Here is a 25,677-nt window from a genome sequence, read left to right as displayed (position 1 = left end):
AAAACAGAGGGCAGCTGCGCATCGAACGATGTATGACTGCCCGCCTGCAAACTATGCTTCTGTTCAGTATCCAAATGCTATATCAACAATCTATCTCCGATCCATCACCCTGCAAAAAATCACTGCCGCAAACGTACTGACAAGTGTCGCCAGCACCGCAGGACCGACCACTGCGGCGGGGCTGGCGCTTCCGTACTGGCTGCGATAGGCGATCATGTTGACCGGAATCAGCTGCAGGGACGAAATATTTAAAATCAGAAACGTACACATTTCATTGCTCGCCGTATCTTTTGGAACGTTTTTCAGATACCCCGTCTGTCTCCGTTTTTCTTCCAGCTGTGCAAGATCCTCCATCGCCTTTAAGCCCGCCGGAGTTGCCGCCCAGCCAAGTCCGAGGACGTTTGCAACAATATTGGTGGAAATTGACTCCCGCGCCGGATGATTTTTCGGAATCCGGGGAAATAAAAACGACACAAAAGGGCTGATGCCGCGCGTCAATGCAGCAATCAGCCCCGCCTGCTGTGCGATTTTCATCAGACCTGTCCAAAGTCCCATGATCCCGCACATCGTAATACATAAATCCACAGCTTCCCCGGCACTTTCCAAGGCGGCGTTGGACACCGCCTCCAGATTGCCGGTAAAAGCTCCGTATAAGATTCCAAGAACAATCATTCCTGCCCAGATTGCATTCAGCATCGCGTTACCCGCTTTTCTTTCAGCCTATGCAAAACAGGAAAGCGTTATGCCTCTCCCTCCTCGATCGCAGCTTTGCGGCTGTTGATCCTACGGATAATTTCCATATCGAATTTAGGCTTTCTGCCATAGGTATAAAGACCGTTCATTTCCTGCTCTACATCGTACAGCTGGGTGTAGCAGAAGCCGAACATCTTCGGATTGTCCAAAAGCACATCCGTCAGACCCTTATAACGTGCAAGGAACTCTTCCTCGGTTCTGGGTCCGTCGCCGTAGCCCCAGCTGTCCTTATTCACGCCCTCAACATCCCACTTGATGCCGCCGTACTCGCTGATGAATACCGGAATACCGACAATCTGTTTCTGTCTCGGCGCATGGTTATCCCATGCCAGAATGCCGTCCTTTGCATAGCTCTCATAATGACTTGCGAACTCTTCCGGGTTCTGCTCGTAGTCGTGCAGATCGTAAATATCAGTAATAACATGGAAATTGCCGCTGGTATCGATGCATGGTCTGGTCGTATCGTAGAGCTTCGTCATCCGATAGACAATTGCCAGAAGGTCGTCATCCTGCTTGCGCCCTTCATAATCCCATGTCTCGTTAAACGGGCACCAGCCGATGATCGCCGGATGATTGAAATCCCTTTCAACCGCTTCCATCCATTCAGGCAGGAAGTTTTTCAATCCATCCGGTGCGCTCGGATCCATCCCCCAGTTACCCTGCTCGCCCCATACAAGATAGCCCAGGCGATCGCAATGATACAGGAAACGGGGCTCGAACACTTTTTCATGCAGACGCGCGCCGTTGAAGCCTGCTGCCATCGACAGCTTCACATCGTTTTCCAGTGCTTCATCGGTAGATGCGGTATAAATGCCGTCCGGATAAAATCCCTGATCCAGAACGAGTCTCTGGAACACGGATTTTCCGTTAATCAACACCTTTTCCCCGGAAATTGTGACATTGCGCAGTCCGAAATAGCTGTGAACAGTATCTTTCCCAAAAGTAATTGTCAAATCATACAGTCTGCCTGCTCCAGCCTCCCACAGATGCACTTCAGAAAGAGGCAGCGTCACAACAACATTTCCGCCAGCAGTTGTGGTTTCCGCCTGGCCACAGCGTCTTCCTTCATAAAACGCTTCTGCGCAGAACGATCCGTCGCCGACAGTCACCGCTTCGATCGTAATCGTGCCTGCTTCCACGTTCGGAAAGAAACGTGCTTTTTTCACATAATTTTCCGGCACGAACTCAAGCCAAACCGTCTGCCAGATACCGGTGGTTCTGGTGTATTCACAGCCATGGGAATAGTAGAGCCCACTCTGTTTGCCATGGGGCTGTTTGCCGCTTCTCAAATCGTCCTCTGCGTATACGGCGATATCGTTTGCACCGGCCTGTACATAAGCCGTGATATCGAATGTAAAAGAGGTATAACCGCCTTTATGCCGTCCAACCTCTGTTCCGTTGATCCATACGCGCATATCATAATCCACCGCGCCAAAATGCAGCAGAACGCGTCCTTTTACCTCCACTTCGGTCAGTTCTACGGTCTTATGATACCATACGGCATCCATGTAATCCTTATAGCCGATTCCGCTCAGATCGCTTTCCGGTCAAAACGGAACGATGATCTTTTTCTCCCAATCCTTCTTTTCATAAAAACAACGGTCTACGCCGCTTTTACCAAAGTCGAAAGAAAAATCCCATTCTCCGTTTAAGTTTTTCCATGTGCTTCTTTCCCACTGAGGAAGCGGATGCTCCGGTCTGGGCATTGTGTTCATAATGATAGTTCCTCCTTTTATAAATCCCTGCTCTGTTGTTGTACCTGAAAAAGGAATATTTTCAGGCATCTGTTCTTTTTCAGAATACACTCACACAGGCCTCCGAACAATCAAGAAAACACCATAAATCCCTGTAAAATTGCACAATCCTCTTTTTCCGTCAGATGCCCTCGCCATCAAATGCAGGAATAAAACTTTCCTGCGCCGTTTCCTGATCCTGAATAAATCCGTTTTCGATTCCGTTTTCTATCGCGAAATCAATCAGAGCTTCGTATTCGTCCTCCGTCAGACGGCGCTGCAGACCTGTCAGGCAGGCTTGTGCAGATTCAGGCTGCGCTGCGCTTTTCTCCCGCAAGGGCTCTGGCGCCGCCAACTTCTTCTGCGTAAGCTTTGGCAGCGTCTTCTCCAGCACAGACGGAATCGGCGTGTACTGATTCATCAGACTGATATAAATCCGCTCCCCATAGGTTTTTAACAGATAGGAAAGCACTCTCTTCGAATCTGCCTCCTGTCCCGGCAGGGCGAGATGCCGCACGATAACGCCTTTTTTCATTAAAAATTCTGCGTCCTCGTCGGCTTCTTCACATGCATCATTCATCTGCGCCGCTAAAAGCAGCGTCCCATCCGGCGCTGCAAAAACCGGCTCGCCGACCTGTCTGACCATCTCTGCAATCGCCGCTGTTGCTGTTTCAAAATAATCCGGCGCATTCGAAAGCAGCCCGGAAAGCGCTGCAGATTCATATTTCAGATCGGGCAGATAAATATCCACAAGCCCGTCCAGCAGCTGCAGCGTGCTGACTTTTTCATAAGAGGAGGTATTGTATACAATCGGGATCCGCAATCCTTCCCGCTTTGCCGCCCGCAGCGCCGGAACAATCAGCGGTACAAAATGCGTCGGTGTCACGAGGTTGATGTTGTTCGCGCCCTTTTCCTGCAGTTCCAGAAAAATTTCTTTCAGCCGTTCCACCGAAATTTCCCGTCCGGCTTCTCCTGCCGCAATATCATGGTTCTGGCAAAACACGCACCGCATCGAGCAGCCGCCAAAAAACACTGCACCCGAACCTGCCGTGCCCGAGATGCACGGTTCTTCCCAGTAGTGCAGCGCTGCTCTTGCCGCCCGCAGCGTCCCCGTCTGCAGGCAGTAGCCGATCTGCCCCGCCATACGATTGACGTGGCAGTTACGCGGACAGAGTGTGCAGTCTGTCAGCAGCTTTTCCAGATTTTCCGGCAACGGTAGCGTCCCGCTGTTATCCTTTTTGATCGTTTCCACGTTTTATTTCCTCTTTCTCTTCGTCTTGATACAATTCCATTCCCGGGAATGAAAAACGAGTGAACTATAACTAAAAAACGCCCGGAGAAATTCTCTTCCTCCGGACGCCCATATTCTTCCGGGCTTCTCCCGAAAGACTGTTCTCTTTTTCAAAGACCGTGCGGCACGCTTCGAACCGAAACCCATATCCGTTACCTTTACAGTTAACTCCGCCAGGCACCCTTGCGGCACACGGGAATTTCTGTTTAGTGCTGCTTTGTTCCCAACCTGACACGGTTCACAGACACCCGTTGCGCAAGACCCAAACTTCATCGCCACTTGTAAAGGGCAGCAATATGAGCCAAAAGCCCTCGGCGTACCATCACCCCTGCTATAGCGGATTTCAGGTTCAGGGGGCCGCTGCTCCCCCGGCTGCACGGTGGTTACAGTATAATCATTTTCCTGAGATTTGTCAATGAGATTCCGTTCACTCATGGCTTCGTCTGCAAAAGAAGAGGCGATTCGCGACAATAGAATGTTTGCGGAGTGCGTATTCTATTGTACTACAAATGCTACAGGTGAACTGTACCCTCCATGCTGCATTGCACCGAACTTCTCTACTCTACGCGAGCAGTTCGATCAGTTCCTTCACTTCCAGCAAATCCTGCACACAGTAATCATAAATCTGACGAATTTCCTCGTCCGGCTGTACCATATCCGGCACCATAACCGCCGTCATTCCCGCAGCCGCAACCGCACGGATTCCGTTAAAAGAATCCTCGATTCCCATCGCATTTTCCGGCAAAACGCCGACTACCTCACAGGCTTTTAAATAAATATCCGGCTCCGGCTTACTTTTTTCCACCATATCACCGGAAACAATTTCCTGAAAATATCCGCTAAGGCCGGTGCGCTCCAGATGCTTTCTGACAAGCGGGCCTTTCGTAGACGATGCGATCGCCGTTTTGATCTGCTTTTCCTTCAGATATTCCAGCAGCTCCCTTACACCCTTTTTAATTGGAAGTTCCCGTTCCAGACTCTCCTGAAACAACGCCATAAACCGTTCCCGATATTTTTCATAGGGAAAGGTTCCATTCGGATACCAGGGCTCCTCCGTCTCCATAATATGTCTGCGAAGTGATGCTTCATTTCGTCCGCAGCCGCCATAGACTGCTTCCTCCGCCAGCGTGAGTCCCAGCTGCTTTGCCGCCTCAAAACAGCATTCGCAGCTCATTCGCTCCGTATCGAACAGAACGCCGTCCATATCAAAAATTACCGCTTCCAGCTTTTTCATTTTAATCCTCCATCACACCAGTCCCATTGTCCGGAAAATAAACAGCCATCCAGTCATCGTCAACGCAGAAAACAATGTTGTCAAAACAACGACGCTGGATGTCAGCGTGCCGTCGTGTCCCATATTTTTCGCCATAACAAAGCAGCTCACCGTGCTGGCAGAGCCGAGCATCACGATCAGAGCAATCAGATGCTCATGTGTATAGCCGAGCATCACGCCAATTGGAAGAAAAATTGCCGCCAGACCGATCAGCTTGATAAAGGTTGCAACAATCGCCGGTTTGATTTTTCCGGCAGCCTGCTTTAAATCGAACGAAGCACCCAGCGCCATCAAACCAAGCGGGGTCGCCAGAACGCCGACATTGGAAACCGTTTTGTCCAGAATTTTCGGCATCGGAAGGCGCAGTCCCGACCAGATCATACCGGCTAAAATACCGAGTATAATCGGGTTTGTTACAATTCCCTTTCCTGTCTTTAAAAGCAGCGCCTTGTCCACTTTTCCGCGCTCCGGCTTTAAAATCGACAGAATAACGACTGCCATCACATTGTAAAGCGGCACGGTTCCGATAATCATCAGCGGCGCCATTCCGGCGTTTCCATAAATGTTCTGAATGATCGCGATTCCCATCAGCGCCGCGCTGCTCCGGTAAGACGCCTGCACGAACTCGCCCTGAATGGATTTATCCTTTAATAAGAGGGAAATCAGGTAACAGATCCCGATTCCGAGAAATGTTGCAGCAAAACAGTACGCAACATAACCCATATCCCAGACTTCCGCAAGGTCAACTGTCGCCAGATCTTCAAACAGAAGCGCCGGCAAAGCCACCTGAAAGACAAATTTGTTAAGGCGTTTTGTAAAAAGCTCGTCTATCCAGCCGATTTTCTTAAACAGACACCCCAGCATCATCGTCAGAAAAATCGGTACCGTCGCATTCAGACAAAAAAGGAGATTTTCCATTCTTATAAAACCGCCTTTCCGGTCAGGTAAAAGTTCGACCATGCCCGGTTCCCTACAGCATCCTTTAATTCTACCCTTACAAACGTTTCATGCGGTTGGATCTCATAAACGGCTTCTTCCACGCATTCCCCGACTGTCGCGCGATCGTCCGACCATACCGCATCCGTGAAAAAGACGATTTCCTTCACCGGCGTGCTGTGCACGATCAGACTGTTATCCTTTTTCTCAATCCAAAAACGCGGCCCCTGGGATGCATAAAAACGCCCCTGAGCAATCGCTTCCAGGATTGCATCGCGGCTCAGCTCATCCGCCTGCACCATCAGGTAAGATTTTGTTTCGTCGCCTGTGTACTGATGCGCGTCGTCCGCTGCCATGCAGGGCAGCACATATCCCTGCGCTGCCAATTCATCCAGGATGATGCCCGAATAGGGTCTACAGTTCCACGGCACGCCCGACGTCGTATTATAAATCTCGCAGCCGTCCAGATCTTTTAACAGACGCACCTCGCTCGCCCGGTTCATCGACCACGCCGGATGTGCCAGAATTGCAATGCCTCCGGCTTCATGAATCCGATCGATCATCAGCTGCGCCTGCTTTTCTTGTAATTCCGGTCCTTTTTCCAGCTTCGGCTCCTTCTGCATACCGATTCCGACGACATGATAAATGCCGTCCCGGACATTGTTGCCAACGTCATATTCTGCCCCGCTCAAAAGCAGAAAATTTTCCTCCTGGCGCTCTTCTCCCATAAACCAGTGATCTGTCAGGGCAAGAAAGTCGTAGTCTTCCTCTCGATACAGCCTGATAACTTCTTCCGGCGACAGACGACCGTCAGAATTGGTGGAATGAGTATGGAGATTTCCTTTATACCATTTTTTTCCGAATTGATCTGTTATCATAGATTCTTTTGTTCCCCTTTTCTTTTTGCTTCGATCCGTGCTCCCACACCGGGAGCCTCGTCATGTGATTCCCGTTTGAACACTTTTCATGCTCTCATCGTAGTGTAGCATGACGATTTTTGATCTGCAAGTCCTGCTTTCCTGTTCCGTCGAATCTTCCTGAGACCTGCCTTGCATCTTTCTCCTGTTTTGCTTATAATAGGGATAAATACGTCCCTACTATTTGTTTTAGGAGGTACTATGGATTCGAAAGACCTTTACAAAGAACTGGAAAAAGATAACGCTGCCCAGATCATTCTCGCCCTCTCAAAGCTCTACAACCAACTGCGCCAGCAGCGGCTGGTCAAATGGGTCGAAGCCTATCCGGAATACTGGCACATGCTCTGTAATCCTGCTTCCCCGGAAACGGCCCGAAGCGTTACGCCCGAAATCGCCGAGCAGGTAATGAAAACACTGCAGGAATACGATCAGACCGAGCTGCAGATGGTCTGGCTCTTCCGCTATGGAACGCTGCTCGATGTTTTCGGAAATGCTACGGATGAAAAGATACAATAGAATGCACGCTCTGCGAGCATTCTATTGTCATGAATAAAAAACGGCGCATATTTTTCCAAAATTTTTCTATTCTATTTTCTTCCAAAATAAAATTGAAATTTTTTACGAAAAAGCTTGCCAAGCAGAAGAAACTGTGTTATTATAAATTTCGTCGCTGAGATACATCAGCGAGAGAGAAAATGCGACAGTAGTACAGTTGGTAGTACGCCACCTTGCCAAGGTGGAGGTCGCGGGTTCGAGCCCCGTCTGTCGCTCTTCTAAAAAGTCAGTAAGCAAGCGGTTTCCGAGGATTCGGAAGCCGCTTATTTTTCGCATTTTCCATCAGTAACAACGTTCCGAAAATCATATTCCATCTTTCCTCTCATTTCTGCGCACACTTTTTGCGCATACCGAGTTTGCGTCAAGTGCACGCAGACACAAATCTCGTTCTTCCCCCTACATTGACAACTAACTATAGGAATGCTAGAATAATTTGGCATAAGGCATAATTGAATAAATGCGTAAGGTGTCAGACCATATGCGTCTGGTGAAAAGGGAAGCGGGTGCAAATCCTGCGCGAACTCGTCACCGTGATTCGCAAGCGACGGCTTATTACCACTGGGAGACCGGGAAGGGAGTCGAAGCGTCAGAGCGTTCAGTCGGGAGACCTGCCTTTCGCAGTACAGGAATGAAAAGTTACCGTTCACCCGCGACATTCGCAAAACCCGCGTCTTCGACGCTCTCCGCTGCTTCGCAGCTCATTTTTGCTTACAAAACGGTACGAGTGAACGGTAACAATGAAAATTCATGCCACGAGAAACTGGCAGTACGAAATCTGCAAAATCAGAAACACTTCTGGTTTTATTTTGTTGCGCTCCGAGATTCGAAGCTATGGCTCCGCTCTATGGAGTTGATTCAGCGATCCAACTTTGCACATTTCGCCTTTCTTCTCTTTTTTCAACGGCATCTGAACGAAAATTTCCCGTATCACTCATTTATCGCCATATTCACACACTGTTGGGACAAAATTTTATTGTCCTCTGATACCGGATTGCCCGACGCCCGTCGTTTCTGCAATCCGAACCCATTCCCAAGGAGGAACTTATGAAAAAGAAACTGATCGTACTGATGTTATCCATGTCAATGACTGCTGCGCTGGTTTCCGGATGTGGCTCTACAGCTGAAACCGCTGTGGAATCCACCGCCACTGAAACTGTGCAGGAAACTACGACAGAAGCGGAAACCGCTGACGCAGAATCTGACCAGGAAGCCGCAGACAAAGTAGCCGCCCTCATCGACCAGATCTATGTTCAGGAAAGAAACGATAACACCGATGAACAGTGTGCCGAAGCAAAGGCAGCATGGGATGCACTGACGGATGCTCAGAAAGAACTGGTAGAAGGCGAAAACGCCGATCCCGATTATTTCGGAAGAGATACCGGCGACGCTTCCAAGGATGATCCCTTAAACGCAGATGAGATCGGGGAAAACGAACTGCTTGTTGTAAGCTTTGGTACTTCCTTTAACGACAGCCGTACAGAGGATATCGGCGGCATCGAAAAAGCACTGCAGAAAGCATATCCCGACTGGTCCGTAAGACGTGCATTTACTGCGCAGATCATCATCAACCATGTGCAGGCACGGGATGGTGAAAAAATCGATAATATGGATCAGGCACTGCAGCGTGCTGTTGATAACGGTGTAAAGAATCTGATCGTACAGCCTACTCATCTGATGCACGGCGCAGAATATGATGAGTTGAGCGAAGCGGTTGCAAGCTACAGCGACAAGTTTGAATCCGTATCCATCGCCGAGCCTCTTCTGGGTGAAGTAGGCTCTGCAGACGATTCCGTAAACAGTGATAAAGAAGCGGTTGCAAAGGCGGTTACAGCAGAGGCAGTAAAAACTGCAGGCTACGAAAGCCTTGACGCTGCAAAGGAAGACAGAACTGCTTTCGTATTCATGGGACACGGAACCTCTCATACCGCAAAAATCAGTTACAGCCAGATGCAGAACCAGATGAATGCCCTCGGATATGACAATGTATTCATCGGCACTGTAGAGGGTGAACCTGAAGATACTGCATGCGAAGCAGTGATCGAAAAGATTCAGGAGGCAGGCTACAAGAAAGTAATTCTCCGTCCTCTGATGGTTGTTGCCGGCGACCATGCAAACAATGATATGGCTGGTGACGATGATGACTCCTGGAAGAGCCAGTTCGAAGCCTCCGGCGTATTTGACAGCATTGAAACCCAGATCGCCGGTCTTGGACAGATCCCTGTCATCCAGGATTTATATGTTTCCCACACACACGCTGCTATGGAAGAGCTCGGCACATCGGCTGCATCCAGCTCTGACACTACAGATGCTGTCCTGGAAGATGGAACCTATGAAGCAGAGTTCAAAACTGACAGCGGCATGTTCCATGTAAATGAAGCAAACGACGGAAAAGGTGTCTTGACTGTAAAAGATGGACAGATGTCCATTCATATCAGCCTGACCTCCAAAAACATCGTAAACCTGTTTGTCGGCAAGGCTGCTGACGCAAAAAAGGATGGTGCAGAGCTTTTACAGCCCACCACTGATACCGTAACCTACGATGACGGCACGACCGAAGAAGTAAATGGATTTGACGTTCCGGTAAAAGCGCTGGATAAAGACTTCGACCTCGCCCTGATCGGAACCAAGGGAAAATGGTACGATCATACCGTCAGCGTTACCAACCCGGTAAAGATTGACTAAAACCCAATCCTGCTCCGACAAAACACACTAAGTTTATACAAGCATTAGAATTCCCGTAAAGTGTGCATTCTAATGTCATGAATCCAAAAAGACCGCAGAACCCGTACAAACAATGTGCACGTTCTGCGGTCTTTTTTGTTTTCTATGAACCCTGTAGAGCGTTTTTTACAGTTCTACACAGCATGCGCCGTCCTTCAGCTCAGCCTCAAAGGTCTTTCCAAGGCAATGAACCTGTACGCGCTGATAATGCTTTTCATAGCCATCATGAACACAGGCTACGGTCAGCTTTCCATCTTTGAGTTCGCAGTGATACTGATTGTATACACCATCGCGGTATGCAAAGCTTTCGCCGTCGTCCTGGAAATGATCCCAGCTTCCTTCTCCGGGATACACCTCCAGCATCAGCACCTGATTGGTATCCTTCTCGCCCACGTAATTCTGCTCCGGCCATACCGGCAGCACTGCGCCTGCTTTTACATAGAGCGGGCAGGTATCCAGCGGAGCATCCCGCAGAATCCACTGTCCCTGATCGCCGGAAATCTTTTCACCTGTCCAGTAGTCATACCAGGTTCCTGCAGGCAGATAAACCATCTTCTTGCGATCGCCCTGGGTTACAACAGGTGCAGCAAGCAGATTCGGGCCTGCCAAAAATTCTGTATTGCACTCCTTTGCTACTTCATCCTTTTCATAATGAAGCACCAGGGAACGCATGATCGGCAGTCCGGTCTTCTCTCCGGTAAAGAACAGGTCATAATAATACGGGATCAGATGATATCGAAGCTGCACTGCTTTCCGGTAAATATCCACGGTTTCCTGATCGAATCTCCAGGGCTCCTGATACCGTGTTCCGATCGCGGAATGATTCCGGAATAACGGAGAGAAGCATCCAACCTCTACCCAACGGCACATCAGCTCTTTTGTACAATCCGAGCCGAAACCGCCCACGTCTGTACCGACAAAGGACATTCCGCTCATACCAAGGTTGCACAGCTGCGGGATCGCCATCTGCAGATGCGCCCAAATGCTGTGATTATCACCTGTCCATGCTGTGCTGTATTTCTGCGAACCGGCATAGCAGGCTCTCGTGATAACAAAGGGACGCCTTTTATCCCGCTGCTTTAAGCCCTCGTAGGTTGCCTTTGCCATGTTATGACCATAAACGTTGTGCATTCTCGCGTGGTCGCTCTTTTCGTCCTCATCGGTAAACACAACGTCCTGCGGCAGCTCCCCGCGGAAGCTTGCCGGCTCATTCATATCATTCCATACGCCGCGTACGCCTTTATCTACAAGGAACTGCTGATTCTCGCCCCACCAGTCACGCACTTCTTTTTTGCCAAAATCCGGATAAACCGCATCTCCCGGCCATACTGCATTGACATAGATCTCACCCTCCGGCGTCGTTGCAAAATAGCCGTTCTCCACACCTTTGTCGTAAACAGAATATCCCTCTTCCAGCTTTACACCAGGATCAATGATGGTTATGATCTTGATGCCGTCCTTCGCCAGATCTGCGATCATCTTTTCCGGATCCGGATAACGTTCCTTATCCGGTGTCCAGGTAAATACCTTGTAGTGATCCATATAATCGATATCCAGATGAATGGCATCGCAGGGGATTCCGCACTCTCTCATGTGGGAAACACCATCCCGGATTTCTTCCTCAGACATATAGCTCCAGCGGCACTGATGATAGCCCAGGGTCCACTTCTGCGGAACCGGAACCGTACCTGTCAGATAAGTATAATTGCCAAGCACCTCCGGCATACTCTCGCCGGCGATCAGATAATAATCCAGATTGCCGTCTGCAGCGCCATACCAGTAATATTCCTCCGATTCCTTGCCCATATCAAAGCAGGATCTGTAGGTGTTATCATAGAACAGGCCAAACACTGCATTTTTATGTAAGGTAATAAAAAACGGAATGGATTTGTAGAGGGACTTGAAATTGTCCATCTGCGGAGCCGGATCATCCGTATTCCACATCACATATTCATAGCCGCGCTTGTCCATAAAGCCGGTCTTATCACCAAGTCCGTAAAAGGCTTCGTCACCCTCAAGCTGCTTGACAACCTCTACCGCTTCCGTGCGCTGCTCCTCTACACTGTGTCCCTCTGCTTCTTTTAATGCCTTCAGTTCATCACTCAGACCGGCGCAGATCTTTCTGCTGCCCCGGTAGTCCCGGCACAAAACGGTGCCGTCCGCTTTATAAAAATCGACCTTGAAATCATCGTAAATCCGTGCAGTCACTGCATCTGTGGAAATTTCTACTGCACCGTCTGCTTCTGCCGCCGTAAAATCAACTGCAACAGACTTGTCTCCCTCAATGGCCTTAGAGCGATGCTCTTCACTCACCACTCCCGAAAATACATTAAAAATCTCCGGTGTGAGGATCTCCACGCGTCCTGTTCGTTTCTCAAACTGAAAAACGACACGATTCCCCTGCTTTTCCCAACTGCATAATTTTCCGAATTCCATCAGTCTTTTGCCTCCTTTACAGAACTGTCTTTTTTCTGCTTGGGTTCTGTTTCTGTCTCTTTTTCTTCTTCCGGATCCTTCGGTTTTTCATCCTCCTGCAGATCTTCCCACTTCACTCTGCCGTAAACAATATTCTGCTTGCGGATAGAATCTGCCAGCGCCTTTGTCAGGTCACTCTTTATCAGTCTCCAGCGCCAGTTCGTGCCGAGTGTTGACGGAAAATTGATTCTTGCGCTGTTATCCAGCCCCAGATAGTCCTGAATTGGAATGATACAGGTATCCGCCACAGAAGCGATGGTAGTACGAACCAGCTCGGATGCCAAAACCTGTTTGCTCTCTGTCGGACGGTTTAAGTATGCCCGCACCATCTGAATCTCTTCCGGTTTAATGCTGGACAGCCAGCCCAGGATCGTCTCATTGTCATGGGTGCCAGTATAAGCTACGCAGTTATGCTCATAATTATGCGGCAGATAATCACCCGCGCCGCTGGAATCTCTGGAATCGAATGCAAATTCCAGAACCTTCATATTCGGATAGCCGCTTTCCTTTACCATTCTGCGGACAGTATCCGTCACATAGCCCAAATCCTCTGCGATAATAGGTTTTTCACCGAGACGTGCCTTGATCGCCTGAAACAGCTCAATACCCGGACCTTTTTCCCAGTGACCATTCACCGCGGTTTTGTCCTTTGCAGGGATGGAGAAATATTCATCAAAGCCTCTGAAATGGTCGATTCTGACAACGTCATACAGTCTAAAGCACCAGGAGATTCGTGTTATCCACCAGTCATAGCCGGTATTTCTGTGATGATCCCAGCGATACAGCGGATTGCCCCACAGCTGTCCATCTGCAGAAAATCCATCGGGAGGACAACCTGCAACTGCGGCGGGTTTTCTCTCCTGATCCAGCTGGAACATCTCAGGATGTGCCCAGACGTCCGCGCTGTCATATGCCACATAGATCGGAATGTCACCAATGATCTTCAATCCCTTATCATTGGCATATTTTTTAAGTTTCTGCCACTGTGTAAAAAACAGATACTGAAGCCATACATAAAAGCCGATTTCTTTAGAATAGTTGGTCTTGTAATACCACATCGCATTATCCCAGCGATAGCGAATATCCTCTGCCCACTGATCCCAGCTGTTTCCGTCAAAAATATCCTTCACTGCCATGAACAGGCCATAGTCATCCAGCCACCAGGCATTTTCTGTCCAGAATGCTGTAAACTTCGGGTCAGGCTTCTCCAGGCTTCTCTCATATGCCAGCTTTAAGAGCGGCATTCTGTTTTCATACAGTTTTCCATAATCAATATCTCTGGCCGCTTTGCCGCAATCGCAGGCTTCTACCTCTTTTCTGGTCAGAAACCCGGCTTCCACCAGCTCCTCCAGATCAATAAAATACGGGTTGCCCGCATACGTAGAAAAGGACTGATACGGGGAGTCCCCATAGCTTGTCGGTCCCAGCGGCAGGATCTGCCAATACTGCTGTCCTGCCAGCTTCAAAAAATCCACCCATTCATATGCTTCCTTGGAAAAGCAGCCGATCCCGTGCGGAGACGGAAGACTGAATACCGGAAGCAGCACACCGCTTGTTCTCATACCTGTTCCCTCTTATCTTCCTAATATTGTAATAGACACCGGTTCTGCCCATACAGAACCTTCCAGCTCTTTTATCTGCTCTAATTTCGTGTCCTCTTTTATTTTAAACCGTGTTCCATCTGTAAGCAACTGCCACTTGCCCTCCAAGGCAAAATAATTTTCAGAAGGCTCCTGTTCCGGATCAGAGCCTTTCCCGCCCGGAAGTCGAAATTCCACAGCTTCCTTATTCGCGTTGTAAATAATAAACAGCTCCTGCCAGGGCGCAACGTTGTCTGTGAGGACGCTTTCGGCTGCAGCCTCCGGCTCAGCCCCTGTCCGGATGGTAAAGGCTACGCAGCCTTCCGGTGCGTCCACAAAGGAGATCTGATCCAGCACCTCCAGGCTTCTCTGCCTCCATGCCGGAAAACTCTTTCGCAGCAGGATCAGACCGCGGTAAAACTCCGCCAAATCCCGGTATTCATGCATCCGGGTCCAGTCTAGCTGATTCACCTTCGCCGCGGAGCGATAGCTGTTGTCGTCACCGTATTTCGTACGCGCCGCTTCCTCTCCCGCCTGTAAAAACGTAATCCCCAGACAGGTAAAATAAATTCCCGCGGCAAGACGGTTCTGCGCCAGAGCTACTTCATTGTATGCGCCAAAATCCGGCTCCATGCTGTCCGTCAGCGTATGCACCAGCTTGTCCCACAGCGTATAATTGTCATGGGCTGAGACATAGGAAACAGACTGGTGTGCAGACGATGGCTGATAACCGCCCATTCCATCACAGAATCCCAGCACACTGGAACGAATCTGAGTCTCCAGTCCCTTTGCTCCGTTGACAAAGCCAGTCTCCTTGACTTCAAAAACACTGCCCTTAATGCTGTCCCGAATATCATCATTGAAAAATCCGATTCGGTCAGACAAAAGGGCTGCGTTGCATTTCAGCGCCTGCTCATAGCCTGGCTGAATCGCAGTCTTGCCTGCTGTCCACGGTTCGCCGTACATCAGAATTTCTTTTCCACCCGGCAGGCAATCCAGTGCCGCACGGATCTCATTCATTGTCTCCGTATCATGCAGTCCCATCAAATCGAACCGGAATCCATCCACATGATATTCCTTTACCCAGTAGCAAATACAGTCAATCATATATCTGCGATACATCCTTCTCTCACTTGCAGTATCGTTGCCGCATGCGGAGCCGTCTGAAAAGCTGCCGTCTGCCTCCTGTCTGTAAAAATAATACGGAACAGTTTTCTGGAAAACAGAGTCTATGCTGAATGTATGGTTATACACCACATCCATGATCACCCGGATTCCCGCGCGATGCAAGGCCTGGATCATTTCACGGCATTCCCGCACCCGTACTTCTCCATGATACGGATCGGTCGCATAGGAGCCTTCCGGTACAAAATAGTTCATCGGATCGTACCCCCAGTTATACTGGAGCTTCTTTCCGGTTTCATCTACCGAACCATAATCATACATCGGTAATATCTGGACATGAGTGACACCCAGCCATTTCAGCCAGCTCATGCACGTCGGGTTTCCTGTATTTCCATCCAGACAGGTATCCTTTTCTGAGAACGCTTTATATTTCCCTCGATTTTCTTCCGAAACACCGCTTTGGGGATCGTGGGAAAAATCGCCTACATGCACTTCCCAGACAACGGGTGCCGGAGCCTTTGGCAGCTTCTCCTGATCTTTGTCCCAGCCCTCCGGCTCAGCTTTTTTCAGATCGATCACCATACTGCGCTGTCCATTTACTCCGGCGGCCTTTGCGTAAGGATCTGCAGTTTCCCGTGTCTGACCGTCCGCCGTTACCAGCCAGGTATAATAAACACCTGAAAGATCTCCGTTTTTATGCACACGGAAAACGCCTTTTTCTGTGCGTACCGCTTCTGTCCGGTCAAAGGGCTCTGCTGCACCCTCCTCTGCGCTTCCTGCCCGATACAGCAAAAGCTCTGCCCGCTCTGCCGTCGGGGCCCAGAGTGCAAAGTCTGTCCCCTGCGTCTGATAAACCGCCCCAAGGTCATCGCCCCCATATTCATAGGCTTCTTCAAATTCCTGCGAAGAAAACAGCTCTCTCCATTCCCCCGGCGTCCGTTTCTGTGTTACATTTTCCATTTTCCTGCTCCTCCTGATCAAAAGTCATTCTCTAAATACGCGGATAAAATAACCAGTTTATCCTTTTTATTGTAACAAAAGAAATGGAAGAACTGCAACTGCCCCGGCATGTTGAAATTCTTCCATTTCATATCAATTTTTTATGATTTTTACAAAATCAATCCTTTTCTGTCATTTTTCCGGAAAATCTGCTTTAGATCACCTTCGACAGAAACTCCTGCAGTCTCGCGTTTTTCGGATGATCGAAAAATTCTTCCGGCGTGTTTTCCTCTTTGATCCTGCCTTCATCCACAAACAGCACTCTCGTGCCGACTTCCCGGGCAAAGCCCATCTCGTGGGTAACGACCACCATTGTCATACCCTCGTGGGCCAGATCCCGCATTACACTTAAAACCTCGCCAACCATCTCCGGATCAAGCGCGCTGGTAGGCTCATCAAACAGCATAACATCCGGATGCATGCACAGAGAGCGAACGATGGCGATTCGCTGTTTCTGACCGCCGGACAGCTGTGCCGGATAAGCGTTTGCTTTTTCTGCAAGGCCGACACGTGCCAGCAGCTCCATCGCTTCTTTTTCCGCTTCCGCCTTGGACTTTTTTAACACCTTGATCGGTGCCAGCGTCATGTTTTCCAGAATCGTCTTATTTGCGAACAGATTAAAATGCTGGAACACCATTCCGATTTTCTGACGATATTGATTTAAATTGCTTTTCGGATCTGTAATCTCTTTTCCTTCAAATAAAATCTCGCCCGAGGTCGGCATTTCCAGAAGGTTTAAGGAACGCAGAAAGGTCGATTTACCGGAGCCGGAGGGACCTACAATAACGACTACCTCACCCTGGCGGATCGTCGCATCAATATGATCCAGCACCTTCGTCGGTCCAAAGGACTTGCAGAGCTGTTTGATTTCAAACAGAACCTGTTTTTCCTGTCCGTTATCGCTCATTGACACGCATCCTCCTTTCCAGTCTGCTGATCAGAGCTGAAAGTACACTCACGCTGACCAGATAAATCAGAGCTGCCGCAAACAACGGCATATAAGGCTCATAGGTCTGACTTCTGACGGTATTCGCACCGTGCGTAACATCCGTCAGTGCAATGTAACCGCAGATAGACGTCTCCTTTAACAGGGTAATGAACTCGTTGCCCAGGGCAGGCAGGACATTTTTAAATGCCTGGGGGATAATAATATACCACATCGTCTGCACATAGGTCAGTCCCAGGCTTCTGCCTGCTTCAAACTGCCCCTGATCCACGGACATGATACCGGAACGGATGATCTCCGCTACGTATGCGCCGGAGTTGATTCCGAAGGTCAGAATCGCAACCAGCCGCTTGCTGACATCCACAGAACCGAACACGATGTAATACATGATCAGCAGCTGGATCATTGCAGGGGTTCCGCGGATAACCGTCAGATACAGCTTACAGATCACATTCAGAATTTTAACCACCAGTGGAGGACGGTCCAGCTTATCTGCAGACGACCGCACCACTGCGATCAGCACGCCGATGACAACGCCCAGAATAACAGCGAAAAAGGAAACAACATAAGTTGTTCCCAATCCGTTGGTGAAGTACTTCCACCGATTATCGGTTATAAAGTTTGCAATAAATTTGAGTTTAAAATCTTCCATATTATAATTGCTTTCCGATTATCTCTTGTAATTACTTTGTTACAATGATCACCTGGCTTGCTGTTGCATAGGTATCTGTGAAGTCTACGCTCAGCTTACGCTCATCTGTTACCGTCATGCCTGCTGCACCGAAATCAGCCTTGCCGGAAACAACTGCATTGACGATTGCATCAAATTCCATATCCTCGATCTTTAAGTCATAACCAAGCACATCACAGACAGCCTGTGCGATATCAGGATCGATGCCGACAACCTTCTGATCCTCATAATACTCATAAGGCTCAAATGTCGCATTGGTTGCCATAACCAGTGTGCCGTTGGAACGGTCTACACCTTCCGGAGAGGTATAAGGATGCTGTCCTGCCTCATCACCGATGTAGTTGGAAACGATAGCATCCAGCGTACCGTCTTCCTTTAACTGAGTAAGCGCTTCGTTAATCTTTGCAGTCAGCTCGCTGTTGTCTTTGTTGACACACATTGCATATTCTTCAGAAGAAAGCTCTTCGTCCAGAATCTGTAAATCATCATTCTTTTCCACAAAAGCCTTTGCGGGATTGTAGTCGATCACTACGCAATCGATCTTGCCCTGCTTTAATGCCTGAATTGCATCTGCGCCCTTGTTGAAACGTTCTACAGTAGAACCGTCGTTCTGTTCATATTCCGTTGCCAGCTGATCACCTGTTGTACCGAGCTGAACACCGATCTTCTTGCCAGCCAGATCAAAAGCAGCGGTATCTGTGCTTTCTGCTTCTGTGGAGGCTGCTTCATCGGTCTCTGCAGCTGCTGTCTCTGCCGCAGTGCTTTCTGCTGCAGTCTCTGTTGCCTGTACTGTTGTCTCTGTGGATGCAGAAGAACCACATGCTGCCAGAGAAGCAACCATGGCTACTGCCAATACGCTTGTCAGTAATTTTTTCATTTTCATTTTTCTTCTCCTCATTTCTGCGCACGTTTTTTGCGCATGCCGAGTTTGTGTCAAGTGCGCGCAGACACAAATCTCGCGATTGAAAAATCTTATTTTTCAATCTTCTCCTCTGATGTCTCCTTATTCTTTTATCTTTAGATTTATTTTTAAAGACATCTTTAAACGGGATTTCCTTTTCCGTTGTAATTCCGTTTCATGACATCTATACTATCACACTTCCTTTAAAAATCAAGTATAAATTTTCACAAAATATTCACTTTTTTACCTCTTTCTTGTATAAATATTCACCTGTATGTATATTATTCGCCGATATACATTCTATATGTATATTTATGTGTATTACACCTCGAAGCGCTCCACAGGCATCCGGGTCAGGGCTTTTGACTCCGACATCATTTTACACAACCTTTACCCATTCCTAACCGGATCGTGATATCTTGCATTGCTCAAATGACTTATCATAAGTCTCGCAATGAGGCAGACGGCATATGGCTTCAGGCATTCACTATATTTCATTCATCAGCCCGGAACAGGATACTTCCGGCATCAAGGAGGAGAAACATTATGAAAAACAAACTGATCGCACTTCTTACAATGAGCGCACTGGCAGTTGGCACTCTGGCAGGCTGCGGCAATACTGCTGCAACAGATACTGCAGCAAGTGCAGCTGACACAGTTGCAGAAACCCCCGTCGAGGCTGTCAGCACAGCAGCTGCTGAGGCTACTGAAGCTGCTGACACAGCCGCAGACAGTGCAGACAAATATGCAGATCTTTCCGGTTCCGTCAGCATGTCCGGTTCCACTTCCATGGAAAAGCTGGCAAATGCAGTTGCAGAAAGCTTCATGGAAAAATATCCCAACGTGACCGTAACTGCTGAGTTTACCGGTTCTTCCGCAGGTATCGAAAGTGTCCTGGCAGGCAGCGTTGACATCGGTAACTCTTCCAGAAACTTAAAGGACGATGAAAAGAGCGCAGGCGCCGCAGAAAACATCGTTGCAATTGACGGTATCGCAGTAGTTGCAGATCCTGCAAACAAGGTAGAAGATCTCACAAAGGATCAGCTGGTTTCCATCTACACCGGTGAAACAAAGAACTGGAGTGAGGTTGGCGGAGACGATCAGGCGATCGTTGTTGTTGGTCGTGAGGCAGGCTCCGGTACAAGAGGTGCGTTTGAAGAGCTGCTGGACATCGCAGATGCCTGCGTTTACGCAAACGAACTGGATTCCACCGGTGCCGTTATGGCAAAGATTGCTTCCACCCCCGGTGCGATCGGTTATGTTTCTCTCGATGTTGTAGATGATTCCGTAAAAGCTTTGAAGCTCGATGGCGTAGACGCAACGGAAGAAAATATTAAAGCCGGCAACTACGCACTGTCCAGACCTTTCGTAATGGCAACCAAAGGTGAAATCTCCGAGCAGAAGACCGAAGTACAGGCACTGTTTGATTACCTTACCTCCGATGAGGGCAAGGCTCTGATCAAATCCGTTGGCCTGATCACAGTTGACTGACAACATTTCTTTTCCAAAACACTCCCTGCTGGATGCAGGCCCGGCAATGTCGGACCTGCATTTTCCAGTATTCTGTGCACAACCGCATAGGGGATAACCTTTGATTAAAGGCAGCCTTCTGCAGGCTGCCTGGAAACGAGGATTTTTATGAATTCTATTATCGGCAATAAAAAAGCAAGATCCGTGGTAGAGCAAACTGCTGAGATCATTTTTACCATCTGCGCGTTTTTCGCTGTTCTTGCAGTCATTTCCATTACAGTTTATATGTTTTTAAATGGTACTCCCGCCCTTACAAAGGTGGGACTTACAGAGATCCTGTTCAGCACAGTATGGAAGCCAACCGCTGCAGATCCCAGTTACGGCATTTTATACGTCATTCTGACCTCCATCGTCGGCACAACCCTTGCGATCCTGCTGGGCGTTCCCATCGGCGTCCTGACTGCTGTTTTTTTTGCAGAAACAGCGCCCAAGCCCCTCTCTAAAATCGTCCGCCCCGCCATTGAGCTGCTCGCCGGTATTCCTTCCGTTATCTACGGTCTGCTCGGTATCCTGTTGCTGTGCCCTGCAATGTATAAACTCGAGCAGAAAATCTTTGCAGGCTCTGCGACCCATCAGTTTACCGGCGGTGCAAACCTTATTTCTGCCGTGCTTGTCCTTGCGATCATGATCTTGCCTACTGTTATCAACATCAGCGAATCCGCCCTCCGCAGCGTTCCTGCCAGCTTAAAGGCGGCCTCCCTGGGTCTGGGTGCTTCCAGGATCCAGACAATTTTCCGTGTAACGATCCCGGCAGCCAAATCCGGTATCGCAACCGCCATCGTCCTCGGTGTCGGCCGTGCGATCGGTGAAGCAATGGCAATCAGCCTTGTATCCGGAAGCAGTGTCAACGCCCCTCTGCCCTTTCACTCTGTCCGCTTCCTGACAACCGCCATCGTTGCTGAAATGGGCTATGCAGCAGATTTACACCGTCAGGTACTATTCACCATTGGCCTTGTCCTCTTCGTATTCATTATGATCATTAACATGACCCTGAACAAAATTCTGAAAGGAGAAAAAGAGTAATGAGCACAGAGCTTACGGTCCCCGGTTCCTCCAGTATTTTAAACAAAAAAATCCGGTCTTCCGATCTCATTCTCACCGTTCTGATCGATCTGGCTGCGGCATTTTCCATCCTTTTACTGATCGCGATTATGGGCTATGTCTTTTTCAGAGGTCTGCCCCAGATCAGCCTTTCCTTCCTGACTTCCGTTCCCAGCACCATCAAGGGAACCTTTGGTATCGCCGGAAATATCGTCAATACGCTTTACATCATTATCCTTACCCTGCTGATCGCAACTCCCATCGGTGTCGGCAGCGCGATCTACTTAAACGAATACGCAAAGCCCGGAAAAATCGTCCGGCTGATCGAATTTACGACAGAAACCCTTTCCGGTATTCCTTCTATCATTTTCGGTCTGTTTGGTATGGTATTTTTCGGAACCACCCTGGGACTTGGCTATTCCATCCTGACCGGCGCCCTGACCCTGACCCTTATGGTTCTTCCCCTGATCACGCGAAACACACAGGAAGCCTTAAAAACAGTTCCTGCGACCTACCGCAGCGGCGCACTCGGCATCGGCGCAACCAAATGGTACATGATCCGCACAATCCTGCTCCCCTCCGCAATGCCCGGCATTATCACCGGTATCATTCTTGCGATCGGACGTATCGTCGGAGAATCCGCCGCCCTTTTATTCACCGCCGGAAGCGGCTATCTTCTGCCAAAGACCTTTGCAGGATTTTTCAAAAAAATCTTCGAATCCGGCGGAACCCTTACGATCCAGCTGTACTTGAGCATGTCCAAGGCACAATATGACGCAGCCTTCGGAATTGCCGCTGTCCTGCTGATCATCGTCCTTTTTATCAACCTTCTGACCAAAATACTCGCAAAGAAATTCGATGTTTCCAAACTCGATTAACCGGAGGATAACGCAGACGCAGCAGCGCCTGCAGAATGGAGAATTCATGAGCAATATCAAAATCAGCACGAAGAACCTCGATCTGTATTACGGCGAAAATCACGCCCTTAAAAACATCAATATGAATATCAAGGCCGGAGCGATCACCGCCTTTATCGGTCCCTCCGGCTGCGGTAAATCCACCTTTTTAAAAACCTTAAATCGTATGAATGACCTCGTGGACAATGTAAAGATCACCGGTGAGGTCAAAATTGACGGCGAGGACATCTACGATCCCCACGTAGATGTCACTCTGCTGCGTAAAAAAGCCGGTATGGTATTCCAGCAGCCCAATCCTTTTCCCATGAGCATTTACGACAATATCGCTTACGGTCCCAGGATCCACGGTATCAAAAACAAGGCTCAGCTGGACGAAATCGTTGAAACCAGTCTGAAAAACGCTGCGATCTTCGATGAAGTCAAGGATCGCCTGAAAAAATCTGCCCTCGGTCTTTCCGGCGGTCAGCAGCAGCGTCTCTGCATTGCCCGTGCCCTTGCTGTTTCACCGGAAATCCTGTTGATGGATGAACCCACCTCCGCCCTTGATCCGATCTCTACAATGAAAATCGAGGACCTGATGGCAGACCTGCGGGAAAAATACACGGTTGTCATTGTCACTCACAATATGCAGCAGGCTGCCCGTATTTCTGACGATCTCGCTTTTTTCCTTGTAGGAGAAATGGTGGAATTCGGCGATACGAAGCAGATCTTTTCCCATCCGCAGGATAAACGCACAGAGGATTATATCAGCGGACGGTTCGGCTAATCCTGACAGACCCTACCCGTTTTTCTCTTTCCCAGCATAGTAAACAGGCATTACATTGCGATTTTTCATTTTAAATGGAGGTATCTATGACAACAAGAAAATTATACAGTGAAGAGCTGGTACAGCTTTCCGAAAGCCTGGAGGAAATGGGAAACCTCGTTGAAGCTTCCCTGAAAAATTTATTTTTTTCCATCGAAAACAAGGATATGCAGCTGGCAGAGCGGATCGTGGCCGATGACCGCAATGTCAACAACCTGGAGCGCAGCATCGAAGCTCAGTGCCTGATGCTCATTACAACCCAGCAGCCCATCGCACAGGATCTGCGCACGGTTTCTTCTATTCTGAAGGTCGTTACGGATATCGAACGCATTGGAGACCACGCCTCTGATATCGCAGAGCTGATTCAGCAGATGGATCACAAGCAGCTGGAACGTTATTCCGGACATCTGCAGCCAATGATCGCAGCTTCCCGGGAGATGGTACACGAGGCAGTCAGCGCCTTTGTCGCCCGGGATCAGAAAAAAGCGAATGATGTCATCGCTTCCGATGATATCATCGACAAGCTTTTTGATAAGGTAAAGAATGATATCGTTATCCACATAAAAGAAGATCGTTCCGATGCGATAGAGAGCCTCGATGCCCTGATGCTGGCCAAATACCTCGAACGCATCGGAGATCATGCGGTCAATATCTGCGAATGGGAAATTTTCCGGGAAACCGGAACCATTCAGAATACAAAAGTATTCTGAAGCTCCATCCGGCTGTCAACAGCTATTTTCACAATTCCTTCGCAATTTTTCCTCATAATCCTCACACTTTTCCAACACATTCCTCACAAATCCTTTTTATACTGTTTCTCAGATAAAGAGAAAGACCAATGGTTCAGCATAAATCTTTGCGCTGAACCGTTTTTCCCGGCAGACTGATACCGATCAGGCAGCTCGCCGGCAGAATAAGAAAAGGAGTGACAGTTATGTACGAAAATGAAAACCAGAGCTTCGACAACAGAGAGCAGGATTATCATTATACCAATACCCCGGAACAGCAGGCACCGACTCGTCCCCGCAAAAAAAATACGAGTGCAGCACGCATTGCCAAAAAAGCCGGTGCAATTGCACTGAGCGCTGTTTTGTTTGGCGGCGTTGCATCCGGTACCTTTCTGGGTGTCAACTACGCGGCAGGCTATCGGAACAATGCTTCAACAGCTGCATCCTCGGAAAGTGCTTCCGCTTCTTCCCAGACAACAAGCTCTTCCAGCAGCCTGTTAAAGGCTACCACACCGGTCAGCACAGGCAGCGCAGCATCCTCCGGAAGTCTGGACGTCTCCAGCGTTGCGGAATCCGTTATGCCTTCTATCGTATCCATCACAAATAAATCTGTACAGGAGGTACAGAACTATTTCAGCATGTTCGGCTACGGCGGTCAGGCTCAGGAGGTAGAAAGCACCAGCGTTGGTTCCGGTATTATCATTGGGAAAAACGATACGGAGCTGCTGATTGTCACCAATAATCACGTTGTGGAAGGCGCGGATACCCTTTCTGCAAGCTTCATTGACAACTCCGTTTATGAAGCAACTATCAAGGGTACAGATTCCGACAACGACCTGGCAGTCATCGCCGTTCCGCTTTCCAGCATTTCCGATGATACAATGTCCCAGATCGCAGTGGCTGCAGTGGGCGATTCCGATTCCTTAAAGGTCGGTGAACAGGTTGTTGCCATCGGCAACGCACTCGGCTATGGTCAGTCCGTTACAACCGGCATTGTCAGCGCCACAGACCGTACCCTTTCCTCTTCGGATTCCGATGACAGCAATGCCCTCATTTCCAGCACTGTTACCACAAAAGAGACACCTACCTACATCCAGACAGATGCAGCCATCAACCCCGGCAACAGCGGCGGCGCACTGGTCAATATGAAGGGTGAGGTTATTGGTATCAACTCTGCAAAGCTTGCCAGCACAGAGGTGGAAGGCATGGGCTATGCAATCCCCATCACCAGAGTATCCAGCATCATCGAAGAGCTGATGAATGAGACGACCAGAACCAAGGTTGCTGACAGCCAGAAATCCAGCATCGGTATCGCAGGCATCACCGTGGATTCCAACATCAACGCAGCCTATGGCATCCCCGCAGGTGTTTATGTAGCAAGCGTTACTCCGGGCAGCGGTGCAGAAGCGGCCGGCATCCGCAAGGGTGACGTCATCACAAAATTCGATGGTAAGACCGTCAGCACCAGTCAGGAGCTGAAAGAAAAGCTGCAGTACTACGCAGCCGGAGAAGCGGTTTCTATTACGGTACAGTCTCCCGGCGAGGGCGGCATTTATACAGAAAAGGAGCTGACCATCACCCTTTCCTCCGCACAGAGCTCTGAAGAAAGCCAGTCTACTGACAACACACAGGCCGCTCCTGAAAAAGGAAACGGAACGCACAAAGCGATGGGATATCAGAACTGAAGCTGACAATAGCTTATCTGAAAAAGAATGTGCCTTGGCACATTCTCGCGCCGAGGCGCGGTTGCCTCGGCAACC

General features: G+C 49.1%; 20 protein-coding genes, 1 tRNA gene, 1 other RNA gene, 1 pseudogene and 1 riboswitch. Of the genes and pseudogenes, 9 read left to right on the top strand and 14 right to left on the bottom strand.

Annotated features, from left to right (window positions below; all coding sequences use genetic code 11):
• Positions 1-90: 90 nt before the first annotated feature.
• From ACLTOQ_RS05950 to ACLTOQ_RS05915, 8 genes are all read right to left on the bottom strand, one after another.
• A complete protein-coding gene (locus tag ACLTOQ_RS05950; protein ID WP_117959923.1) occupies positions 91-696 on the bottom strand; it encodes a nucleoside recognition protein in 606 nt (201 codons plus the stop codon).
• Between the two features lie 44 nt (positions 697-740).
• On the bottom strand, positions 741-2,261 hold the full coding sequence (locus tag ACLTOQ_RS05945; RefSeq protein ID WP_412319062.1) for a glycoside hydrolase family 2 protein: 1,521 nt from the start codon (positions 2,259-2,261) through the stop codon (positions 741-743).
• A 39-nt stretch (positions 2,262-2,300) separates the two neighbouring features.
• Positions 2,301-2,468, bottom strand: coding sequence for a hypothetical protein (locus ACLTOQ_RS05940; RefSeq protein ID WP_412319061.1), 168 nt, complete (start codon positions 2,466-2,468; stop codon positions 2,301-2,303).
• 160 nt (positions 2,469-2,628) lie between these two features.
• On the bottom strand, positions 2,629-3,738 hold the full coding sequence (locus tag ACLTOQ_RS05935; protein WP_412270062.1) for a radical SAM protein: 1,110 nt from the start codon (positions 3,736-3,738) through the stop codon (positions 2,629-2,631).
• A gap of 156 nt (positions 3,739-3,894) precedes the next feature.
• An RNA gene (ffs, locus tag ACLTOQ_RS05930) (signal recognition particle sRNA large type) lies at positions 3,895-4,157 on the bottom strand.
• Between the two features lie 182 nt (positions 4,158-4,339).
• Positions 4,340-5,011: an HAD family hydrolase gene (locus ACLTOQ_RS05925; RefSeq protein ID WP_021914818.1), complete on the bottom strand. Its 672-nt coding sequence runs from the start codon at positions 5,009-5,011 to the stop codon at positions 4,340-4,342.
• Positions 5,012-5,023: 12 nt separating this feature from the next.
• The gene (locus ACLTOQ_RS05920; protein WP_262585193.1) at positions 5,024-5,968 is read right to left on the bottom strand and encodes an AEC family transporter; all 945 of its coding nucleotides are present in this window, start codon (positions 5,966-5,968) and stop codon (positions 5,024-5,026) included.
• Positions 5,969-5,970: 2 nt separating this feature from the next.
• Positions 5,971-6,864, bottom strand: a complete 894-nt coding sequence (locus ACLTOQ_RS05915) for a PHP domain-containing protein (protein ID WP_412270061.1) — start codon at positions 6,862-6,864, stop codon at positions 5,971-5,973.
• 240 nt (positions 6,865-7,104) lie between these two features.
• On the opposite strand from ACLTOQ_RS05915, the gene ACLTOQ_RS05910 reads away from it, so the two are divergent.
• From ACLTOQ_RS05910 to ACLTOQ_RS05900, 3 genes and pseudogenes are all read left to right on the top strand, one after another.
• Positions 7,105-7,419 carry a hypothetical protein gene (locus tag ACLTOQ_RS05910; protein WP_308728610.1) on the top strand — a complete coding sequence of 105 codons (315 nt, stop codon included), beginning with the start codon at positions 7,105-7,107 and terminating at the stop codon, positions 7,417-7,419.
• Between the two features lie 181 nt (positions 7,420-7,600).
• A tRNA-Gly gene (locus ACLTOQ_RS05905) sits at positions 7,601-7,673 on the top strand.
• 232 nt (positions 7,674-7,905) lie between these two features.
• A riboswitch (cobalamin riboswitch) is annotated at positions 7,906-8,089 on the top strand.
• A gap of 413 nt (positions 8,090-8,502) precedes the next feature.
• A pseudogene (locus tag ACLTOQ_RS05900) lies at positions 8,503-9,723 on the top strand (sirohydrochlorin cobaltochelatase); the annotation flags it as partial.
• A gap of 582 nt (positions 9,724-10,305) precedes the next feature.
• Here the strand turns inward: ACLTOQ_RS05900 and ACLTOQ_RS05895 are convergent.
• The 6 genes from ACLTOQ_RS05895 to ACLTOQ_RS05870 all read right to left on the bottom strand — a co-directional run bounded on the left by ACLTOQ_RS05895 (position 10,306) and on the right by ACLTOQ_RS05870 (position 18,878).
• Complete coding sequence (locus tag ACLTOQ_RS05895; protein ID WP_412319060.1) at positions 10,306-12,615, bottom strand: glycoside hydrolase family 31 protein; 2,310 nt, start codon at positions 12,613-12,615, stop codon at positions 10,306-10,308.
• Positions 12,615-14,216, bottom strand: coding sequence for a 4-alpha-glucanotransferase (malQ, locus tag ACLTOQ_RS05890; RefSeq protein WP_412319059.1), 1,602 nt, complete (start codon positions 14,214-14,216; stop codon positions 12,615-12,617). The genes ACLTOQ_RS05895 and malQ overlap by 1 nt, the downstream gene beginning before the upstream one ends.
• A gap of 12 nt (positions 14,217-14,228) precedes the next feature.
• Positions 14,229-16,319 (bottom strand): type I pullulanase, encoded by a 2,091-nt coding sequence (gene pulA, locus ACLTOQ_RS05885; protein WP_412319058.1) that lies wholly within the window; start codon positions 16,317-16,319, stop codon positions 14,229-14,231.
• 193 nt (positions 16,320-16,512) lie between these two features.
• Positions 16,513-17,265 carry an amino acid ABC transporter ATP-binding protein gene (locus tag ACLTOQ_RS05880; protein ID WP_021914948.1) on the bottom strand — a complete coding sequence of 251 codons (753 nt, stop codon included), beginning with the start codon at positions 17,263-17,265 and terminating at the stop codon, positions 16,513-16,515.
• Positions 17,255-17,956: an amino acid ABC transporter permease gene (locus tag ACLTOQ_RS05875; RefSeq protein ID WP_021914949.1), complete on the bottom strand. Its 702-nt coding sequence runs from the start codon at positions 17,954-17,956 to the stop codon at positions 17,255-17,257. Before ACLTOQ_RS05875 ends, ACLTOQ_RS05880 begins: the two co-directional genes overlap by 11 nt.
• Positions 17,957-17,987: 31 nt before the next feature.
• Positions 17,988-18,878 carry a transporter substrate-binding domain-containing protein gene (locus ACLTOQ_RS05870; protein ID WP_337673051.1) on the bottom strand — a complete coding sequence of 297 codons (891 nt, stop codon included), beginning with the start codon at positions 18,876-18,878 and terminating at the stop codon, positions 17,988-17,990.
• 564 nt (positions 18,879-19,442) lie between these two features.
• On the opposite strand from ACLTOQ_RS05870, the gene ACLTOQ_RS05865 reads away from it, so the two are divergent.
• The 6 genes from ACLTOQ_RS05865 to ACLTOQ_RS05840 all read left to right on the top strand — a co-directional run bounded on the left by ACLTOQ_RS05865 (position 19,443) and on the right by ACLTOQ_RS05840 (position 25,602).
• Positions 19,443-20,387 (top strand): phosphate ABC transporter substrate-binding protein, encoded by a 945-nt coding sequence (locus ACLTOQ_RS05865; protein WP_412319057.1) that lies wholly within the window; start codon positions 19,443-19,445, stop codon positions 20,385-20,387.
• Between the two features lie 147 nt (positions 20,388-20,534).
• Positions 20,535-21,449, top strand: a complete 915-nt coding sequence (pstC, locus tag ACLTOQ_RS05860) for a phosphate ABC transporter permease subunit PstC (RefSeq protein ID WP_412319056.1) — start codon at positions 20,535-20,537, stop codon at positions 21,447-21,449.
• Entirely contained in the window at positions 21,449-22,345 is an 897-nt protein-coding gene (gene pstA / locus ACLTOQ_RS05855) for a phosphate ABC transporter permease PstA (protein ID WP_262585204.1), read from the top strand. Before pstC ends, pstA begins: the two co-directional genes overlap by 1 nt.
• A gap of 46 nt (positions 22,346-22,391) precedes the next feature.
• Positions 22,392-23,150: a phosphate ABC transporter ATP-binding protein PstB gene (gene pstB / locus ACLTOQ_RS05850; RefSeq protein ID WP_262585205.1), complete on the top strand. Its 759-nt coding sequence runs from the start codon at positions 22,392-22,394 to the stop codon at positions 23,148-23,150.
• 86 nt (positions 23,151-23,236) lie between these two features.
• On the top strand, positions 23,237-23,899 hold the full coding sequence (gene phoU, locus ACLTOQ_RS05845; RefSeq protein ID WP_021914954.1) for a phosphate signaling complex protein PhoU: 663 nt from the start codon (positions 23,237-23,239) through the stop codon (positions 23,897-23,899).
• A 224-nt stretch (positions 23,900-24,123) separates the two neighbouring features.
• Positions 24,124-25,602: a S1C family serine protease gene (locus ACLTOQ_RS05840; RefSeq protein ID WP_412319055.1), complete on the top strand. Its 1,479-nt coding sequence runs from the start codon at positions 24,124-24,126 to the stop codon at positions 25,600-25,602.
• Positions 25,603-25,677 lie beyond the last annotated feature (75 nt).

This window comes from Gallintestinimicrobium sp. (genome assembly GCF_046968865.1).
Taxonomy (GTDB): Bacteria; Bacillota; Clostridia; order Lachnospirales; family Lachnospiraceae; genus Gallintestinimicrobium; species Gallintestinimicrobium propionicum.
Note: the sequence above shows the minus strand (reverse complement) of the source record. Positions and strands in the feature narration are given on the sequence as shown.